Genomic DNA, 18,785 nt, shown 5'->3' on the forward strand with positions numbered 1-18,785 from the left:
TGACGTGAAAAGCGCCACAATACGAAAGGCCATTCCATGACTGCCCCCGCAGATCCGCAGTTGCTTCTGGACCAGGCGGTCTCACGCCTCACCGGTCCAGGTGGGCCATTCGAGATCGTCGAAGAAGAGGTTCTCGGCACCGTCATGCCTGTGATGAAGAACCGCGGTCACGCCATCGGTGAACTCATCTCGGCATCTCGCGCCTGGGGCGACGGCGACTATCTCGTCACCAGCGATCGTCGAATCTCGTTCACCGAGCATGCCGATTCCGTTGCCGCGCTGGCAACTGCTCTGCGGGACAAGTACGGAGTCCGCAAGGGCGACCGTGTGGGTATCCTCGCTGCCAACACTCCCGAATGGGTCATGACGTTCTTCGCGACGCAGGCGCTCGGCGCGATCGCAGTCGGTCTCAACGGTTGGTGGGTTCCGCGCGAGGTCACTCACGGGATCGAGCTCTCACGTCCGAAGGTTCTGGTCGTGGATGCCAAGCGCGGCGCCGCCCTCCCCGAACTGCCGGCAGACATCGCGGTCCTCACCATGGAAGAGGATCTGCCCGCGCTCATCGCGGAGTATGCAGGCTCCGACGTGCCGAGCACCGACATCGACGAGGACGACCCCGCCGTCATCCTGTTCACCAGTGGTACCAGCGGCCGCCCCAAGGGCGCACTCCATTCGCACCGCAACGTGATGGCCGTCGTCGACTACCACAAGTACAGCGACGCGATCGGCGCCGCATTCACCGGCCGTGAGTACGACGCTTCCAAGCCGAGCCCACTGCGTTATCTACTCACCTCCCCGCTCTTCCACATCGCCAGCCTTCACAATCTGGTGGTTCCCCGTCTCGCGACGGGCAGTGCCGTCATCCTGACCGAGGGCGGCTTCGACGTCGACAAGGTGCTCGGGTTGGTCGAACGCGAGCGTGTCACCAACTGGGGTGCTGTCCCCACGATGGCATCGCGGCTACTCGAGCACGGCAACATCGCCAAGTACGACGTCTCTTCGCTGACTGCATTCTCGCTGGCATCCGCGCCGTCGTCGCCCGCGTTCAAGGAACGCCTCAAGGAGCAGGTGCCGTTCGCACGCAATGCTCTGGTCGACAGCTACGGCCTCACCGAATGCAGCACCGCCATTGCGGTCGCCGTCGGCGCCGAACTCGAAGAGTTCCCAGGCACTCTCGGGCGTCCGATCATCACCGTCTCGATGGAGATTCGCGATCCCTTCGGCGAATGGCTGCCGGACGGCATCGAAGGTGAAGTGTGCGTACGCAGCCCCTTCGTCATGCTCGGATACTGGGAGAACGACGAGGCGACCGAGTCGGCAATTGCCCCCGGACGCTGGCTCCGCACCGGCGATTTCGGCGTCATCGAAAACGGGCGTCTCCGTCTCACCGGTCGTCGTTCCGACCTGATCCTGCGTGGCGGCGAGAACGTCTACCCCACCGAGATCGAGCAGACGCTCGACGAACACCCCGACGTGATCGAGTGCGCTGTCATCGGCATGCCGCACCCCGACCTCGGCCAGGAAGTGTCCGCCGTGGTTGTCCTGCGTCCCGGAGCCGCCACAACGGAGGCGGAGCTGCGTGATTACGCTGCCGAGCGACTGTCCTATTTCAAGGTGCCGTCGAAGTGGCGCATCACCAGCGATCTGCTGCCTCGCAATGCAACCGGCAAGATGGTTCGGCGCGAGATCACCGTATGACCGCGGAGCTGTCACGGATCGTCGCCGAGTCGGCGATCCGTGACCTGCTCTGCGAGTACACGCATCTGATCGATCAGGGCCGATTGCGTGAAGTCGCTGCATTGTTCGCTTCGTCCGACTACGGGCAGTGCGGGCCGGACGGGGTTGCCACCACGCTCATTTCGTCCGACGCCGACGCAGTGTTCGCAGCCTGCAGCGGCTTCATTCGAATGTACGGTGATCCGCCGGTTCCGCGAACCAAACATCTGCTGACCAACACGCGAATCGCGGTCGACGGTGAATCAGCGACGGCACTCTCGTACGTCACGGTCATCCAAGGTACCGAAGATCTTGCCCTGCAACCTATTCTGGCGGGCCGCTACTTCGATCGCTTCACCTGCGTCGACGGGTCGTGGCAGTTCAGCTCGAGACTCTTCTGTCTGGACAACATGGGCGAGATGTCCGCCCATGCCAAGCGGGCACTGTAGAGGAACGACGACTGTGGAAATCGGCGTCAACATCTTGGGCCTCGAGGCCCTGTTCGACGGCAAGATTCGCCCGGTTCTGGACTTCGCCGCGCGTGCTGACCGTGCCGGGATCGATCTGATCTGCACCGGCGATCATCTCGGGTTCAATGCCGACGCTCACGCTCAGCGGGCAGCCGAACACAACTTCTTGTTCCCGTTGGATCACCCTTGGTACGAACCGATTTCACTTCTTTCCTCGATCGCCGCAGTGACCGAACGCGCTCGCCTCGGAGTATCGGTTCTGATCGCCACTGTTCGCCCAGCCGCTCTGCTCGCCAAACAGGTTGCCACTCTCGACTCATTGTCCGAAGGTCGAACCGTCATGGGTTTCGGCGTCGGTTGGCAAGAAGCCGAATACACCGCCACCAACATGCCTTTCGACGCGCGATTCGGGCGCATGGAAGAGACCGTCGCAGCCTGCCGCGAACTGTGGACCAATGCACCGGCCACCTTCAAGGGACGCGACTTCGCTTTCGAGAATTACCACAGCCTCCCGCTGCCGATCCAATCCCGAATACCAGTGCTCTTCGGTTTCGGACCAAGCCGGCGGAACTTCGACCGCATCGCACGCGTCGCCGACGGCTGGACCGTGAACCCGACCGATCTGGGAACGTTCACCGACAGTGTTGCACTGTTGTGCAACACGTTCGAAGCCCACCAACGTGACCCGGAGTCGGCGCGCGTGCAAGTGTCTGCGGCGCCGGTTCGACGCGACAACGGGTCCGTCGACCTCTCGGCAACCGCAGACAAGACCCGGGACTGGTTCGCCCGCGGCGCGTCCGTCGTCGTTTTTCGACCTGCCGTATTCGATTGCGCTGCCGAAGAACTACCAGAACTACTCGACTGGATGACCAGCATCAAGGAGGCATGACATGGACCGGGCACTGCAGGATCTCATCGACAAGCAGGCAATTCGTGAGGTGGTTCTGACGTACTGCCGCGGCATCGATCGCCTCGACTTCGATCTCGTCCGCAGCGCCTACCACCCGGACGCGATCGACCATCACACCGGATTCGACGGCACCATCGACGAGTACATCGCCTGGGCCACAACAAAACTCTCCGCGATCGGCGGCACGATGCACCACATCGGCAACCACCTGGTCGAACTGCACGGCGACCACGCGATCAGCGAGGCATATTCGATGTCCACACACTGGGGCGGGCCCGAAGACATCGGAATGATCAACTTCACCAGTGGTGCGCGGTTCATCGACCACATGGAGCGACGCGACGGCCGTTGGGCGATCAAGGAGAGATGGGCCGTACGCGAGTGGACTCGCTCGGACGAGGGCCGCTTCGTCAACCCCGAAGGGCCTGGTCCGCGTGGGCGTCGAGATGCCTCGGATCCGCTCACCGCACTACGAAGGTCCCTTGAATAACTTGGGGTTCAGTCTTCGAGGTCGAATTCAACTCGCGCTCTCGCGAACAACATGCGGATATCCTTCCCGAACGTGACTGCTGCCGTTCCCAATGCATTGACCGCTGCGGTCAACGGGTCCGATTCGATCGCGTCGAAAATCGCATTGAGAGCGTAGGACGGGACATGAATATTCCCGTGATCGAACGGATTGGACTCCGGTTGCGGCGAATGGCCCACTATCTCGATCTTGACTTCCAACTCCACATTGTCGGTCCCCGCACCGAATTCCTCCTCGTGTAGGTGCTCGAATGCCGTTGTGCGATTTCCGAAGGGTTCCGGAAGTTGTTGTCCCACATGCATAGCGTTGAGGGCCGGACGAACCCAATCCCTGTCGGCTAATCCCGCATGCTCATACGCCTGCACAGCGGCCCAAAACGCAAGTTGACGAAGAGTCGCGACGTTCATGCGGACGACCGCTTCGGCAAGTGGTCGGTCCATACGAGCTAGTTCTTTGCCGGACTGGAATCGTTCGAGTTCAGGCATCGGATCTCCTCCCCACTCCTGCCGCTCTCGTTCAGCAGCTTCGGCGCGGAGGTCACTGATTTGCACAACCCTGGACGGCTCGCCGTTCTCGCCGTAAATCGTTATCCATTTCGACTCGATGTCCCGTTGTGGACGAGGAATCGGTTCAGGTATCGGTTCGTCCACAGGAACGCCATATCCCGGCATGTCCCACTGCAGCGATGGCCGCACCTCGTCACCACCTGCAGGCCACATACGCACCCGCCAAACATCTCCGGGTTCCGTCGATCCGGGCCAGCCGTAGTTTACAAAACCGCGGCCGGCAATCTCGACCAGATATGACCCCTCGGGTACATCACAGACAATGAACTCCCCACCCGGAGGTGAATCAAAGCTGATTGACCCCTGCGGACCAACCGTCAGAAACGACTCACTGACCTGCTGCCATTTCTCGCGATCGGATGTGGGTCGGGAGGACCAGACTTCGACCGTTGTATGCATGTTGAAGTTGTTCTGGTGCGGGCTCAGGACAATCACAACTGTGCCGTCACTGTACGCAGGGCGCGAAGCCATCGCGAGTTCGAGCAGGTCCGTTTCCCTCCCGAAACCGTCATCGTCGCCGTATATGTAAAACTGTCCATAGTCCATGAAGAGCACAAGCGACTGTTCACTGAGTTTCACCGCGTTGTCTGCCACAAGCCGATACTTACACAGTGGCACGACAATCACGTTCGAGTTTCGAATGAACAGGATCCAAAACGCAAGCACAATAAGCATTTCGGCCGATTCGGACTATTCCGACTGATTTGAGAATTCAGTTCGCATCGAACACACATTCGAATATAATGGGTGCATGTTCAACCCGACAACAGAGCTCTTCGGTATCTCAGCACAGCTGACCGGTACCGAAACTGATTGTGCGCTGGTTGATCTCATGACCGATCTGCATGCATGCGAGGCGATGCTGGTCGAACGCAAGCTCGCTGTGATTGCCGAGTTCTTTTCGCGGCGAAGCTCGGAGCATGTCGCCAGTGGTGCGTGGTCGTCGACCGCACACGAGTTGGCTGAATCGGAAGTCGGTGCGTCACTGACGATGGGTCGCGCGGCTGCCGGCAAGCTGATCGGGTTGGGGTTCTCGCTAAAGACTCGTCTGCATCGCACTCGAGCGGCGATGGCGCGTGGCGAGTTGGATCTGTACCGAGTTGGTTTGATCGATTCCGCGACCGCGAACGTGAAAGACGAATTGATCGACGAGGTGGAACGACTACTGCTCGAGCAGGTTCTCGCCCCACCAGTAGCAGGCGGAACGGGCTTGACGGGAAGACGACTGACAGCGGCGATCGATCGGATCGTGGCGATGGTGGACCCGGAAGGTATGCGAGAACGCCGACGCCGTGCTCTCACCGATCGGTTCGTCGGAGTCAGCGCTGCCGAGGACGGGATGGCAAAGATCTTGGGAAGCGTTCCGGCAGAGCAGGCTCGGGCATTCGACGGCCGACTACGCGAGTTGGCAGTGTCGGTATGCCGAAACGACTCACGAACGTACGAGCAGCGACGAGCCGACGCGCTCTTCGAGTTGACCAACGGATCACAATTCTTGCCGTGCAACTGTGGCCGAGATGATTGCCCGCAGGATCGTAGCGGTGGTGTTGTCGTTCGTCGGCCCGTGGTTCACGTCGTGATGACTGATTCCACTCTGCACGGTGGCGGCGAGCCCGCCCACCTCGACGGGTACGGGGTGATCAGCGCTGAGCATGCTCGCGATATCGCCCGTGACGCCGTAATTCGAAACGTCCGAGCACCTGCTGATGACGTCGCAGAGCCGGTGCCTGCTTCGGCGCGCGTCTACCGACCGGGCGCCGTTCTCGATACCTGGTTACGGATCATCGCGGGCAGCTGCCAATGGCTGCATTGTGATGTCCCGGCCTGGAATTCCGATCTGGACCACAATGAACCGTTCCATCACGGCGACCCCGAATGCGGCGGTAAAACGGTCGCGTCGAATATGAGTGCGTTCTGCCGCAACCATCATCGCCTCAAGCATTCCGACCGGTGGCGGTTCACGTCGAACGTGGATCGGACCATGTCGCTGACGTCGCCGACCGGGCATTGTTACCGAACGCGACCCGCAGGATTGATGGCTGGATCGCACGAACCGACACCGCCCCAGGGCGGTCGAAATCGGCGGACCCAGGCGGAGAACAAAGCTGCCCGTATCCAGAGTGAACGCAATCGCCAGCGCCGACGGATACAGAAACGAGCAGAGGAGCACGTTCAATATAAGCGGCGGAAATCACCGCGAGCCCGCCGAGAACCCATCGACTACGGGGACGACCCGCCACCGTTCTGAGATACCGAGCGGTGTCGAGGCGCGCCGACGGGTCGCAGGGTCAGTCTGACGTCGGCTTGGTGCCGTCTTCTGGTGCCGGATCGTCGTCGGCAAGCGGATCTATGGTGTCGACACCTTCGAGGACGGTCAGCTCTTCTTCCGCCTCGGCGAGGAGCCCTTTGGCTTCAGCTTCGACCTTCTTCACCCAATCGGACATCCCGAGCCTCTTCTCTTCCGAAGCGAGTTCCCGCTGTAACTGAACTCAGACTACGTCGCCGGCGACGAATTTCGCCGTCCCCTCGGGTCAGTACTCATGACCGAGTAATCATGATTCACGACGGACGGAGCACGCATGCCCGGACAGTTGGAAGGCAAAACCGCACTGATCACCGGGGCCGCCCGAGGTCAGGGCAGGAGCCACGCCGTGCGATTGGCGCAGGAGGGCGCGAACATCATTGCGCTCGACATCTGCCGTCAGATCGAATCGGTGGCCTACCCGATGGGAACCGCCGACGATTTGCGGCAGACAACAGCAGCGGTCGAGAACCTGGGACGAAGTATCGTCGCGCGAGAAGTGGATGTTCGCGATCTGTCCGCACTGCGAACTGCGGTATCCGAAGGAATTGCGGAGCTGGGCAGCGTCGACATCGTCCTGGCCAACGCCGGTATCGGCATGATGTCCCCGGATATCGACGATGCTCGCGCCTTCCGCGACCAGATGGAGGTCAACCTATTCGGCGTCTGGAATACCGTCCAGGCCGCAGCGCCCGCGATGATCGAACAAGGTACAGGTGGCGCAATAGTCCTTACCGGATCAACTCTGGGACTTGTCGGTCGTGGAGGTGACGGCACCGGCGGATCCGACGGCTACTGCGCGAGTAAACACGCCATCGTGGGGCTTGGGCGCACGTGGTCGCACTGGCTTGCTCCCCACAATATTCGTGTCAACTCCGTGCACCCGACTGGCGCGAATACACCGATGGTCGTCAACGACGCGGTCGCGAAGCTGTTTGCGGACTCCCCGACATCGAGCGGAGCCGACGTGGGCAACCTCTTGAACGTCGAGTTGATCGAAGCTGCCGACGTCAGCAACGCGATAGCCTGGCTGGTTTCGGATCAGGCTCGATACGTCACAGGTATCGCGCTGCCGGTCGACGCCGGGTTCACGGCCAAATAGACGCCGGATACACCGGCTGCGTCGCCGTCGATCAGTCGACGGTCGGCGCCCACTGCACGCCGTTGATGTGCCCACCACCGTCGACGAAGAGGGTGTTGCCGGTGACGTAACGGCTGTCGTCACTTGCCAGGAAGGCCGCAACGGGGCCGATGTCGTCGAGGGGATCGCCGATCCGCCCCATCGGGTTCTGTGCGGCCATCACTGCCACGTTCTCCGGATTGGCTTCGGCGACACGCTTGTACGCCGCACTCTGCGCACCGGGACAGATGACGTTGCAGTTCACCTGCTTGGGAGCCCACTCGCGGGCAGCAGTGCGAGTCAGGGTTCGCAATGCTTCCTTCGCCGCGTTGTACTGCACCGAGTACATGTGAGCATTCACGCCGTTGAGGCTGCACATGTTGATCACGCGGCCCGTGCCGTGACGCTCCAGTTCCGGCAGGGCAGCCTGCATCGCCCAGAATGCCGCCATCACTGCCATGTCGAAACCGCCGCGCAATTGCTCGTCGGTCATCTTCTCGAGCCGAGCGAAACCGAAAGTCCGCCAAGCATTGTTGACCAGGATGTCGAGGCGTCCGAACCGCTCGACGGACTTGTCGACCATGGCAACAACCTGAGCTTTGTCAGTGACGTCGGTCCGGACGAATTCCGCCTCCGCGCCCCATTCGTCCCGCAACCACTGGGTGGTTTCGAGGCCCGCTGCCTCGTCGATCTCGGCAACCAACACCGACGCGCCTTCACGCGCGAACGCGCCCGCCACTCCACGCCCGATGCCCATACCGGCACCGGTGACCACTGCTACACGTCCGTCGAGCTTGCCCACTGGGCCCTCCTTCGTCAGAACCCCTGTGCGCCTTTTTGGTAGTTCCCACTACCAAAAAGGCGCACGGGGGCGAAGCCCCTACCTGGGGCGCGGCACGGTCTTGTCGATGAACAGTCCCTCTACCGACACACACAATTCGCCGTCCGCAGTTTTGATCTCACCGACGGTGTGAATCTTGCGGCCGTCCTTGGACAGGAATTTGCCGCTGATCGTGAGTGGCTCGAACAGCGGAGTCGGGCGATGGTACCGAGTGCTCAATTGTGCTGTCATGCCGGAAGTTCCACCCCAGGCGTTCGCGACGCCGAGAACGTGATCGAGCAGCAGCGCCGAAACACCGCCGTGCACATGGCCGGGAGGGCCCTGGTACGGCAGCGTCAACGTGACCACTCCCTGCACCGACCCGTCAGCGAGCCCTTCCAGAACGAGCGGCGGCGCAATGGCGTTCTCGGGGCCGGTCACGGGGTCGTGACGAGTCACGCCCTCACCGTTCCACATGTCGATCAACCGCTCGGCCACCTCGGGTGAGTGCTGTTCGAGATGCTCGGCAATGCTGTTGAGCTCCTCCGCAACCCGGTCCAGATTGGCGTTTCCGCGGTCGGTGCGCAGCATCGCGTCGACAACGCGACGCGCTGCTGCCGTGGCCCGGTCGACCGGGGCGTCCTGCGGCGGCGACGTCAGAATCGTGCCGCCCGGATGTGTCGCTGCTGTGGGGTGCGAACCGAGGTCCATCAGTTGATCTCCATTGTTGCGTGCGTGAGAACCGGGGAGTTCTCGCGTTCGGGGCACGTCGCCGCCAACGTCAGTGTGTTGCCGTCCTGCCATACCGAGGTGGTGATGGATTCGCCGGGGAAGAGCGAACCTGCAAACCGCACCGAGTAGTTCTTCACCCGCGTCGGATCTCCGTCGAGAATCCCGTCTACCACGGCCTTGCAGACGATGCCGTACGACGCGAGGCCGTGCAGAATCGGTGCATCGAAGCCCGCCATCTTCGCGAAGGAGGGATCAGCGTGCAGCGGGTTCATGTCTCCACTGAGTCGGTACACCAGCGCCTGTGAGGGACTCGTGCTCGACGTCAGTACCTTGTCGGGCGCTCGATCAGGCACCCCGGCAACAACTTCGGGCCCGGTGTTGCCGCCGAATCCACCTTCGCCGCGCGCCCAGATCTGCATTCCGGTGGTCCATAACGGATTCCCGTCCAGGTCCTCGGCCGCCGTCTCGAGAACGATCACAGCTGCCTTTCCCTTGTCCCAGACATCGGCGACCCGAGAAGAAATACGGGCAGCACCCGTCGACGGGATGGGCGCGTGAAGTGCCAGCGACTGCCCACCGTGCAGGATCTTTCGCAGATCGATGTCGATTCCCGGCATACTCATCGACGGTGCGGGCAGTACACCCGCCGAAACTCCCTGGCCTGCAACCATTGCAAACGTCGGGAGTACCTTCAGCCCCTTTTCGTACACCCAGGTCAGTTCAGCGGGATCGAGAGCATTCACCCCTGCCCCGAGTCCCAATTGGTAGAGCATGACGTCGCGATCGGTCCACGACGCCTCGCGCACAGTCGGTTCGGCGGCCAACGCCACCTCGAGATCGATAGCCATCAGTTCTCCAAAGTTCCGGCTCGGTAGACCGTCACGACGCACGCGCCGCCCAGTCCGAGGTTGTGTTGCAAGCCAATACGAGCGCCTTCGACCTGCCGCGCATCCGCGGTCCCGCGGAGCTGCCACGTGAGTTCGGCGCACTGCGCCAAGCCCGTCGCGCCCAGCGGGTGTCCCTTCGAGATCAAACCACCCGACGGGTTGACGACCCACTGGCCGCCGTACGTGGTCGCGCCGGATTCGACGAGCTTTCCGCCTTCTCCGACCGCGCACATCCCCAGGCCCTCGTAGGTGATGATCTCGTTGATCGCGAAGCAGTCGTGCAGTTCGATGACGTCGACGTCATCGATGGTGATCCCGGCCTGCGCAAAGACCTGCTCTGCCGCAGCTGCCGTCATCGGCGCGCCGACCACGTCGATCATCGACTTCTCGGCGAACGCTGCCTCGGTGTCAGTGGTCAACGCCTGTGCGACGATTTCGATCGCCCGGTCTTCGAGGCCGTGCTCACGCACGAACTTCTCGCTCACGACGATCGCGGCTCCGGCGCCGTCCGAGGTCGGCGAGCACTGCGAACGTGTCAGCGGCTCGTGAATCATCTTGTCGCCGAGTACCTGTTCGAGGGTGTACTCGTCACGGAACTGTGCGTACGGATTGTTCACCGAATGCTTGTGATTCTTGACCGCCACCGCTGCGATCTGCTCGACCGTGGTGCCGTACTTCTTCATGTGCTCGACGGCAGCGTTACCGAACAGCTGAGCTGTCATCGGCGATCGGGCGAACCCGTAATCCTCGACCATGATCTTCAGCTGAGAGTCCAAGGTCGTGACCTTGGGCATCTCACCGTTACCGGTCAACGCCGTTTTGGTCATCTTCTCGAAGCCGACGGCCAAGGCGCACTCGGCTTGTCCGGCCTGGACCCACTCGCGCGCCATCATCAGCGCCGTCGAGCCGGTCGCGCAGTTGTTGTTGACGTTGAAGATCGGAATGCCGGTCAGACCGGTCTCGTAGAGAGCTCGCTGTCCTGCTGTCGACGCGTTGAACACGTAACCGACCGCAGCACGCTGAATCTGGCCGTAGCCGATCCCGGCATCGGTCAGGGCATTCGAGACGGCTTCGGTCACCATGTCCGGGTATTCCCAGTCGCGGGTCTCGATCTTCTCGAACTTGGTCATGCCGACGCCGATGACGAAGGTGCGATTGCTCATGTGCAGGTCACTTTCCCGGTTCAGGGTCGCGAGGCAGACCCAGGATTCGCTCACCGATGATGTTGAGCTGAACATTGGTTGTACCACCCGCGATGGACATGCACTGCGAGTTCAAGAACATCTGGGTTGCAGACATCCGATGCTGTTCGCCCAGAAGTGAACTCGGTCCGGCCCACTCCATTGCCACGTCCCAGACCTGCTGGATGTGCTCGACACCGATCAGCTTCGCCACCGAGGATTCGGCACCCGGCTGCGCGCCGGTGAGCGAGCGCAGCGTGGTGCGCAGACCGAGCAGACCACCGGATTGCGCGTCGCACAGCACCTTTCCGAGCACGGTCAGCTGCTCGTCGTCGATGCCACCGGGCAGTCCGTCGACCAGGCTCAGAAGAGCCTCGCCACCCGATCCGAGCGACGAGTCGTTGGACAGCGAGACACGCTCGTTGGCCAGCGTGGTGCGAGCGAGCTTCCAGCCGTCGCCTGGCGCGCCGACCAGGCACTCGTCGGGAACGAAGACGTCGTCGAAGAAGACTTCGTTGAACAGTGCTTCACCGGTGATCTCGCGCAGCGGACGAATGTCGAGGCCACTGTTCTTGATGTCGATGAGGAAGTAGGACAGGCCCTTGTGCTTGGGTGCGTCGGCGTCGGTGCGCGCGAGGCAGATTCCCCAGTGCGCGTCGCGTGCCATCGACGTCCACACCTTCTGGCCCTGCAACTTCCAGCCACCGTCGACCTTGGTGGCCTTTGTACTCAGTGCGGCGAGGTCGGAACCTGCGCCGGGCTCGGAGAAGAGCTGACACCAGACGATGTCGCCGCGCAGTGACGGCGGGACGAACTTGGCGAGCTGCTCTTCGTTGCCGTGCGCGATGAGCGTCGGGATGACCCAGTTGCCGATGATCATGTCGTGCGGCTTGATCTTCGCAGCGCGCAGTTCTTCGGCGATGACCAGCTGGCTGACGGCGTCGGCGGACTTGCCCCACGGAGCCGTGAAGTGCGGTGCGGTGTAGCCCTTTTCCGCGAGGTACGTCTTCTGCGCGGCACCTTCGAGTTCGAGCGCAGGACCGAGCTCGGCGCGAACGTCGGCGCGGACCGCCTCGGCCTCGGGCGGCAACTCGATGCTGAGCACGCGACGGGTGCCGGCAATGGTCAGCTCGGCAACGCGACGACGCCAGGATGCCGTGGAACCCAGCAGAATTCGCAGGGACTGCGCGCGGCGCAGGTACAGGTGCGCGTCGTGCTCCCACGTGTAGCCGATTCCGCCGAGCACCTGGATGCAGTCACGCGTGACGGAGAAGCCAGCCTCGAGGGCCGTGGCTCCGGCGACGGCTGCTGCGAGAGAAGCCTCCTCGGCACCGACGCCGTTGGCGGGAGTCAGCGCACGCGCAGCGTCCCAAGCGCAGACGCGTGCCTGTTCGGCAAGCGCGAGCATACGTGCAGCCTTGTGCTTGACACCCTGGAACTGGCCGATCGGGCGACCGAACTGCTGACGCACCTTCGCGTAGTCGGCCGACGTCGTGACTGCCCAGTCGGCCAAGCCTGATGCCTCGGCCGCGAACAGTGTTGCGGCAATGTCGAGTACACGCTGGGTATCGATGGTGAGGATCTCGGAATCGGTGAGCACCAAACCGTCGACGGTGACCTCGGAGTTACGACGCACGACGTCGTAGCTGGCCAAGTCCGTGACCTCGAGGCGGTCACGTCCGAGCAGAACGAATCCGCTGTCCGTCGCGAGGAGGAACAGGTCAGCGACATGGCCGCCGAGAATCTGGCTGGACGTTCCGCTGAGGGTGGTGTTGTCGCCGTCGCGGGTGATCTTCAGCGAACCCGGCTGCAGTGCAACAGCTCCGAGCGTGCTGCCATCCACGAGCGTCGGCAGTCTGTCCGTTTCTCCGGCATCGCTGAGAACAGCGCTGACCACTACCGTCGGCAGGAATGGTCCGGGAACCATCGAGCGTCCAAGTTCCTCGACGACGATGGCGAGTTCGACCAATCCGTATCCTGCGCCGCCGAATTCCTCGGCTACGTGTAGTCCGAGAAGCCCCTGCTCGGCAAGCCCGTTCCAGAGTTGGGGGCGAGTTTCGACCTTCGCCTCGACGGCTTCACGGACGACGGTGGGTGTTGCGTGACGCGCCGCCCAGCCCCGTACGGAGTCGCGGAGGTCACGATCTTCTTCACTCAATCCAATAGTCATGTCTACCTCGTCAATTCGACAGTGTCAGTACGGGTCAGATGCGTTCGATAATGGTGGCGGTCGAGAGAGCGCCACCGGCGCACATCGTGACCAGAGCCGTCGACTTGTTCGAGCGCTCGAGTTCGTGCAGCGCAGTGGTGATCAGACGAGCGCCCGTGGAACCGACGGGATGTCCGAGCGCGATCGCACCACCGTTGACGTTGACCTTGGACAGGTCTGCGCCGTGAACCTGCGCCCAGGAGAGCACGACCGAGGCAAAGGCTTCGTTGATTTCGACGAGATCGATGTCGTCCAAGGTCATTTTGGCCTTGTCGAGCACCATCTGGGTGGACTCGATCGGCCCGTCCAGGTGATAGAAGGGATCGGATCCGACCATGCCGGACGCGACGATCCGCGCGCGGGGCTTCAATCCCAGTTCCTGTGCGCGCTCTTCGCTCATCAGCAGTACCGCAGCCGCGCCATCACTGATCTGCGACGAGTTGCCGGCGGTGTGGATATGGCCTTCGATGACCGGCTTGAGCCCAGCCAGCGCTTCTGCCGTCGTCTCACGCAGTCCCCCGTCGCGAGTGACAGTGGCGATCTCACCGGTAGGCACGCCTTCCTTGTCCACCACGGGAGCCTTGACGGGCACGATCTCGCGGTCGAAGCGTCCTTCTGCCCAAGCCTGAGCTGCGCGGCGCTGCGATTCCAGACCGAACGCGTCGACGTCGGCGCGCGTGATCCCACGCTTCTCGGCAATTCGCTGCGCGGAGGTGAACTGGTCACCCATGTCGATGGTCCAGTCGTCCGGGTACGGGTTTCCCGTTCCCGGTGCGTTTGCCTGACCCAGGAACACACGGCTCATAGCCTCGACGCCGCAGCCGATACCGGCCGAGATCTGACCAGACGAAATCAGGCCGGAAATCAAATGCACTGCCTGCTGGGCGGATCCACAGGCGCAATCGATAGTGGTTGCCGCGGTGCTGTACGGCAATCCGGCGTGCAGCCACGCCTGCCGCGTGACGTTGTTGGACTGCTCACCTGCCTGGGTGACACAGCCGCCGATGATCTGTCCGATGTCTTCCGGTGCGACGCCTGCCCGTTCGAGAACGCCGAGCTGCGCTGCTCCCAGAATCTCGGCGGGGTGCAGTCCCGCCAGGGCGCCGCGACGACGGCCGATCGGTGTCCGAGCGGCCTCGACGATGACTGCATGACCCATGATGTTCGCTCCTTCGTGGAGTTTTCGGTCGGCGAGCTGGCTCACCGTCTATTTTTCTGTAATTTATTCTATTAATGATGTCAGGGCAATGTCCGGATTGACATCAACTCCCAACCGATGCGGATTCGAAAATAGAATTGATTTCAATTTTGCGAACATGACGAACCCACCCCAGAGAGGGGCGAAGTCACGTCAGTGCCGTGAGAGATTCACCAGAAGCAGGTCGCATCCCTTGCGGATGTCGTACTCCGCATCGGGGATGGAGATTCGACCGTTGAGGCACGATTGGATGACCCCGAACCACAGCTGCATCAGCAGACGCAACCCGGTGTTGTCTTCCTCGGTGGGGTTCTCGATCCCGGCCGCGTCGAGGATGATCTGCCGGAAGCCGCGATCGATCTTTCCCACGTCCGGCACCGTCGCGACGTTGGCGGTACTGGACGACTGCAGCATCGCAGTCGAGAGAGCCGGCCGACGCAGTAACCCGCGAGTCGCGCGAACCAATACCTCGTACACCGCATCCTGCGGATTGTCCGACTGAACCTGATGCCTGACAAAGCTGGCACCGATCTGGTCGATCTGCTCGACCATCACAGCGACGAAGAGGTGCGTCTTCGAGGGGAAATAGCGATAAAGAGTGCCGATGGCCACGCCCGCCCGCTTGGCGACCTCGTGCATCTGTACCCGTGAGAGTTCCTTCTCGGTCCCCAATTCGGCTGCCGCTTCCAGCATCCGCACATGGCGCGCCCGCTGCTCGTCCGAACTGGGCTCTGCAGCGTCCCTGACCTCGGCAATTCTCGGCAACGTCGCCCCCATCATCGATTCTGTGTCCCGGTCGCGAACGACCTCGCCAATTCTCTCATCTCGACCACCCATCTCGGCATATTGCCCGCTCAGTGGGACCTGGCATGGCCTTCTCTCCCCGTGCGGTATTCCGTGGACACCCCACCCTCTTGGAGTTAGGACGCAATGATGCAGGACTGGACCACCGAGTGCGACGTGTTGGTAGTCGGCTCCGGCGGCGGCGCGCTGACCGGCGCATACACCGCGGCAGCTCGAGGATTGACGACGATCGTCCTCGAGAAAACCGATCGCTTCGGCGGAACTTCCGCGTACTCGGGCGCATCCATCTGGCTGCCGGGAACCCAAGTACAGGAACGTGCGGGACTCCCCGACTCGACGGAGAACGCACGCACCTATCTGCGCGCATTGCTCGGCGACGCCGAGTCCGAGCGCCAGGATGCCTATGTCGAGACCGCTCCCGATGTCGTCGCACTACTCGAGCAGAACCCGCACATCGAATTCGAGTTCCGTGCGTTCCCCGACTACTACAAGGCCGAAGGCCGGATGGACACGGGACGCTCCATCAACCCTCTCGATCTCGATCCTGCCGACATCGGTGACCTCGCCGGCAAGGTGCGTCCGGAACTCGACCAAGACCGCACCGGTCAGGATCATGCTCCCGGCCCGATGATCGGTGGGCGCGCACTGATCGGCCGACTGCTGGCCGCAGTCCAGAGCACCGGTAACGCAGAACTTCGTACCGAATCCATCCTCACCTCCCTGATCGTGGAAGGCGGTCGGGTTGTCGGCGCCGAGGTCGAATCCGGCGGCGAAACCCAGCGAATCAAGGCGAACCGCGGTGTGCTGATGGCAGCGGGCGGCATCGAAGGCAACGCCGAGATGCGTGAGCAGGCCGGCACCCCCGGCAAAGCGATCTGGAGTATGGGTCCCTTCGGCGCCAACACCGGTGACGCGATCTCCGCCGGAATTGCTGTCGGTGGCGCAACCGCTTTGCTCGATCAGGCGTGGTTCTGCCCCGGCGTCGAGCAGCCGGACGGCAGCGCCGCATTCATGGTCGGCGTTCGCGGCGGACTCGTCGTCGACAACGCGGGCGAGCGTTACCTCAACGAGTCTCTCCCGTACGACCAGTTCGGCCGGGCCATGGATGCGCACGACGACAACGGTTCTGCAGTGCCGTCGTTCATGATCTTCGACTCGCGCGAGGGTGGCGGACTACCTGCCATCTGCATCCCGAACACGGCGCCCGCCAAGCACCTCGAGGCCGGAACCTGGGTCGCCGCCGACACTCTCGAAGAACTCGCCGCCAAGACCGGACTGCCGGCCGACGCATTGCGCAGCACTGTCGAAAAGTTCAACGACGCCGCAAAGCTGGGAGTCGACGAAGAGTTCCATCGCGGCGAAGACCCGTACGACGCATTCTTCTGCCCACCCAACGGCGGCGCGAATGCGGCACTGACGGCGATCGAGAACGGTCCGTTCTACGCGGCCCGCATCGTCCTCAGTGACCTCGGCACCAAGGGCGGATTGGTCACCGACGTCAACGGTCGAGTCCTGCGTGCCGACGGCAGCGCCATCGACGGCCTGTACGCCGCCGGCAATACGAGCGCGTCACTGAGCGGCCGCTTCTACCCCGGTCCTGGCGTTCCGCTCGGCACGGCCATGGTCTTCTCGTACCGAGCAGCCCAGGACATGGCGAAGTAACCAGCACAACGAGGACGTGGGGCAGGCAATGTCAGAATCACCTGCCCCACACTCTTTCGCACGGCGACGCGATTTTGTATCACTCCAGGTCGATACCGGGCAACCCGTCCACACTCTTCGCGTTCTTCTCGGCGCGATAGGCGATGAGCCGCTCCGGCCCCCTCTTCTCCGCTACGCGGTCGAGCACGTCACGATCGGATTGGTAGTCCATCAGCGGTACTGCGTATCCGCACGAATCCGAAATGCGCGTCAGATCGACCACGACGATCGACCGCAGCCCCGGGTGCTCAGGGAACCTACCGACAAGCTCGTTGAACGGTTCCGACCCTGCAAGCAGAACGTGTCCGTGACCGTGCAGTCGTACGATCTTCGGTGGTCCGTCAAACGCCATGAACATCAGTGTTATTCGGGAGTTCTCGCGCACGTGCGCGATGGTTTCCACACCGCTGCCGGTGAGGTCGAGGTACGCCACCCGGTTGGATGTCAGCACCACAAACGATCCGACTCCCCCTTTGGGTGAGCAATTGACCAACCCGTCAGCAGACAACGGTGCGGTGGCAACGACGAACAGCGGTTGAGCCTGCAACCACGTGGTGAGCTTTTCATCGATGCCTTCGTAGACGCGCCCCATGTCGAGAGTGTAGTTCGCGCCGACTGGACGTCACGGGGCAGACGCTGCGGCGGCTCGAATCTCCTCACACATCGCTGCGAAGACGCGGTCGTCGGCGGGATTCGCCGGCACCGCCAGTGCAATGCCGTCGCAGAGACTCGCGTATTTCGAACTCAGCACCTCGGGGAGTTCGGCGTAGGTGCATTGCGTGACCAGCCTGTCGAGAACATCGTCGGTGAGGACGGCAGGTAGTCGAGCCCAATCACCTGCCCGCGCCATCACTGTCAGTTCTTCCCCGACCTCGGATAATCCGAGGACCTCCAGCGCGACTCGGTACGCCGGAGTGGAGTAGAGAAAGGCAAGTTCACTGCGCACCGCTTCTCGTTGAGCAAGTATCGCGGCAGGATCTTTGCCGGTGATCATCTTCGGAACGGCAATCAGTCGCGGCTTCCTTCCTCCTGCCGTCAACGATGGAATGATCCTCTCCGCGAGCACCTTCGGATGGGAGCTGGTGGGGTGAGAAACAAAACCGTCGGCGACGGCTCCCGCCAGTGAGCACATGCGCGAGTTCACTCCCCCGGTCCAGATCTCCGGAGCCGGAACATCGAGCGGCCCCGGATTGAAGTAGGGCTGCAGCCGGTCGAAGGTGTAGTGCGTTCCGGCATGGTCGAGTTCACCGCCCTCCTGAAAAACTCGGAAGATCTCGCGTACAGCGCTGACGTAATCACGCAGTTGCGCAACAGGATCCGTCCACGGCATCGAGTACCGCCCGACGATGTTCCCACGCACCTGCGTCGCAAGCCCCAGTTGAAATCGCCCACCCGAGAAACCCGCAAGATCCCAGGCAGCCAAAGCCGTCACCATGGGACTGCGCGCAAACGCGACAACCATCGACGTCCGGACAGTGAGAGTACTGCTGTGCTCGACGGCCAGGGCCGCCACCGCAAACGGATCACGAATGGTTTCGGAGATGTGCACCGTGTCGAAACCAAGGTTCTCGATGCGTCGGACGTGCTGAGCTACCTGCCGCAGCGGAGTGTCGGCAGGTAGCGAGGTCACCAATTCCATA

Annotated in this window: 18 protein-coding genes; 7 read left to right on the forward strand and 11 right to left on the reverse strand. The window is 62.3% G+C overall.

Annotation, left to right across the window (positions count from 1 at the left end; genetic code table 11):
• Positions 1-36: 36 nt before the first annotated feature.
• Genes M1L53_RS10685 through M1L53_RS10700 form a run of 4 tightly spaced genes read left to right on the forward strand, consistent with a single transcriptional unit; the run spans position 37 to position 3,586 of the window.
• A complete protein-coding gene (locus M1L53_RS10685) occupies positions 37-1,698 on the forward strand; it encodes a class I adenylate-forming enzyme family protein (protein ID WP_054187456.1) in 1,662 nt (553 codons plus the stop codon).
• The gene (locus M1L53_RS10690; protein ID WP_030536992.1) at positions 1,695-2,165 is read left to right on the forward strand and encodes a nuclear transport factor 2 family protein; all 471 of its coding nucleotides are present in this window, start codon (positions 1,695-1,697) and stop codon (positions 2,163-2,165) included. The genes M1L53_RS10685 and M1L53_RS10690 overlap by 4 nt, the downstream gene beginning before the upstream one ends.
• A gap of 13 nt (positions 2,166-2,178) precedes the next feature.
• The gene (locus M1L53_RS10695; protein ID WP_054187457.1) at positions 2,179-3,075 is read left to right on the forward strand and encodes a TIGR03619 family F420-dependent LLM class oxidoreductase; all 897 of its coding nucleotides are present in this window, start codon (positions 2,179-2,181) and stop codon (positions 3,073-3,075) included.
• A 1-nt stretch (position 3,076) separates the two neighbouring features.
• On the forward strand, positions 3,077-3,586 hold the full coding sequence (locus tag M1L53_RS10700) for a nuclear transport factor 2 family protein (RefSeq protein WP_054187458.1): 510 nt from the start codon (positions 3,077-3,079) through the stop codon (positions 3,584-3,586).
• A gap of 8 nt (positions 3,587-3,594) precedes the next feature.
• Here M1L53_RS10700 and M1L53_RS10705 read toward each other — a convergent pair whose 3' ends face one another.
• A complete protein-coding gene (locus tag M1L53_RS10705; RefSeq protein WP_232319021.1) occupies positions 3,595-4,110 on the reverse strand; it encodes a hypothetical protein in 516 nt (171 codons plus the stop codon).
• Positions 4,111-4,942: 832 nt separating this feature from the next.
• On the opposite strand from M1L53_RS10705, the gene M1L53_RS10710 reads away from it, so the two are divergent.
• Positions 4,943-6,439, forward strand: coding sequence for a DUF222 domain-containing protein (locus M1L53_RS10710; RefSeq protein WP_054187459.1), 1,497 nt, complete (start codon positions 4,943-4,945; stop codon positions 6,437-6,439).
• Positions 6,440-6,479: 40 nt separating this feature from the next.
• Here M1L53_RS10710 and M1L53_RS10715 read toward each other — a convergent pair whose 3' ends face one another.
• The gene (locus M1L53_RS10715; RefSeq protein WP_003940615.1) at positions 6,480-6,635 is read right to left on the reverse strand and encodes a hypothetical protein; all 156 of its coding nucleotides are present in this window, start codon (positions 6,633-6,635) and stop codon (positions 6,480-6,482) included.
• A 135-nt stretch (positions 6,636-6,770) separates the two neighbouring features.
• Between M1L53_RS10715 and M1L53_RS10720 the strand changes: the two genes are divergently transcribed.
• Positions 6,771-7,595: a mycofactocin-coupled SDR family oxidoreductase gene (locus M1L53_RS10720; protein ID WP_003940537.1), complete on the forward strand. Its 825-nt coding sequence runs from the start codon at positions 6,771-6,773 to the stop codon at positions 7,593-7,595.
• A 31-nt stretch (positions 7,596-7,626) separates the two neighbouring features.
• Here the strand turns inward: M1L53_RS10720 and M1L53_RS10725 are convergent, their stop codons facing one another.
• The 7 genes from M1L53_RS10725 to M1L53_RS10755 all read right to left on the reverse strand — a co-directional run bounded on the left by M1L53_RS10725 (position 7,627) and on the right by M1L53_RS10755 (position 15,420).
• Positions 7,627-8,415: an SDR family NAD(P)-dependent oxidoreductase gene (locus tag M1L53_RS10725; RefSeq protein WP_007732675.1), complete on the reverse strand. Its 789-nt coding sequence runs from the start codon at positions 8,413-8,415 to the stop codon at positions 7,627-7,629.
• A 78-nt stretch (positions 8,416-8,493) separates the two neighbouring features.
• Positions 8,494-9,144, reverse strand: coding sequence for a PaaI family thioesterase (locus M1L53_RS10730; protein WP_003940283.1), 651 nt, complete (start codon positions 9,142-9,144; stop codon positions 8,494-8,496).
• Entirely contained in the window at positions 9,144-10,013 is an 870-nt protein-coding gene (locus M1L53_RS10735; RefSeq protein ID WP_007732676.1) for a MaoC/PaaZ C-terminal domain-containing protein, read from the reverse strand. Before M1L53_RS10735 ends, M1L53_RS10730 begins: the two co-directional genes overlap by 1 nt.
• Positions 10,013-11,215: a lipid-transfer protein gene (locus tag M1L53_RS10740; RefSeq protein ID WP_003940027.1), complete on the reverse strand. Its 1,203-nt coding sequence runs from the start codon at positions 11,213-11,215 to the stop codon at positions 10,013-10,015. The genes M1L53_RS10735 and M1L53_RS10740 overlap by 1 nt, the downstream gene beginning before the upstream one ends.
• Before the next feature lie 7 nt (positions 11,216-11,222).
• Entirely contained in the window at positions 11,223-13,403 is a 2,181-nt protein-coding gene (locus M1L53_RS10745; RefSeq protein WP_050656596.1) for an acyl-CoA dehydrogenase, read from the reverse strand.
• 34 nt (positions 13,404-13,437) lie between these two features.
• Positions 13,438-14,601: a steroid 3-ketoacyl-CoA thiolase gene (locus M1L53_RS10750; RefSeq protein ID WP_007732681.1), complete on the reverse strand. Its 1,164-nt coding sequence runs from the start codon at positions 14,599-14,601 to the stop codon at positions 13,438-13,440.
• A 192-nt stretch (positions 14,602-14,793) separates the two neighbouring features.
• Entirely contained in the window at positions 14,794-15,420 is a 627-nt protein-coding gene (locus M1L53_RS10755; protein ID WP_030536987.1) for a TetR family transcriptional regulator, read from the reverse strand.
• A 153-nt stretch (positions 15,421-15,573) separates the two neighbouring features.
• Here M1L53_RS10755 and M1L53_RS10760 point away from each other — a divergent pair, with 153 nt between their 5' ends.
• The gene (locus tag M1L53_RS10760) at positions 15,574-17,106 is read left to right on the forward strand and encodes an FAD-dependent oxidoreductase (RefSeq protein ID WP_054187480.1); all 1,533 of its coding nucleotides are present in this window, start codon (positions 15,574-15,576) and stop codon (positions 17,104-17,106) included.
• A gap of 79 nt (positions 17,107-17,185) precedes the next feature.
• Here the strand turns inward: M1L53_RS10760 and M1L53_RS10765 are convergent, their stop codons facing one another.
• Both M1L53_RS10765 and M1L53_RS10770 read right to left on the reverse strand, forming a co-directional pair.
• Entirely contained in the window at positions 17,186-17,737 is a 552-nt protein-coding gene (locus tag M1L53_RS10765) for a pyridoxamine 5'-phosphate oxidase family protein (RefSeq protein ID WP_007732686.1), read from the reverse strand.
• A gap of 30 nt (positions 17,738-17,767) precedes the next feature.
• Positions 17,768-18,784 (reverse strand): TIGR03617 family F420-dependent LLM class oxidoreductase, encoded by a 1,017-nt coding sequence (locus M1L53_RS10770; protein ID WP_050656598.1) that lies wholly within the window; start codon positions 18,782-18,784, stop codon positions 17,768-17,770.
• Between the last annotated feature and the right edge of the window lies 1 nt (position 18,785).

It is taken from the genome of Rhodococcus sp. T9N (assembly GCF_024436645.1).
Taxonomy (GTDB): domain Bacteria; phylum Actinomycetota; class Actinomycetes; order Mycobacteriales; family Mycobacteriaceae; genus Rhodococcus_F; species Rhodococcus_F qingshengii.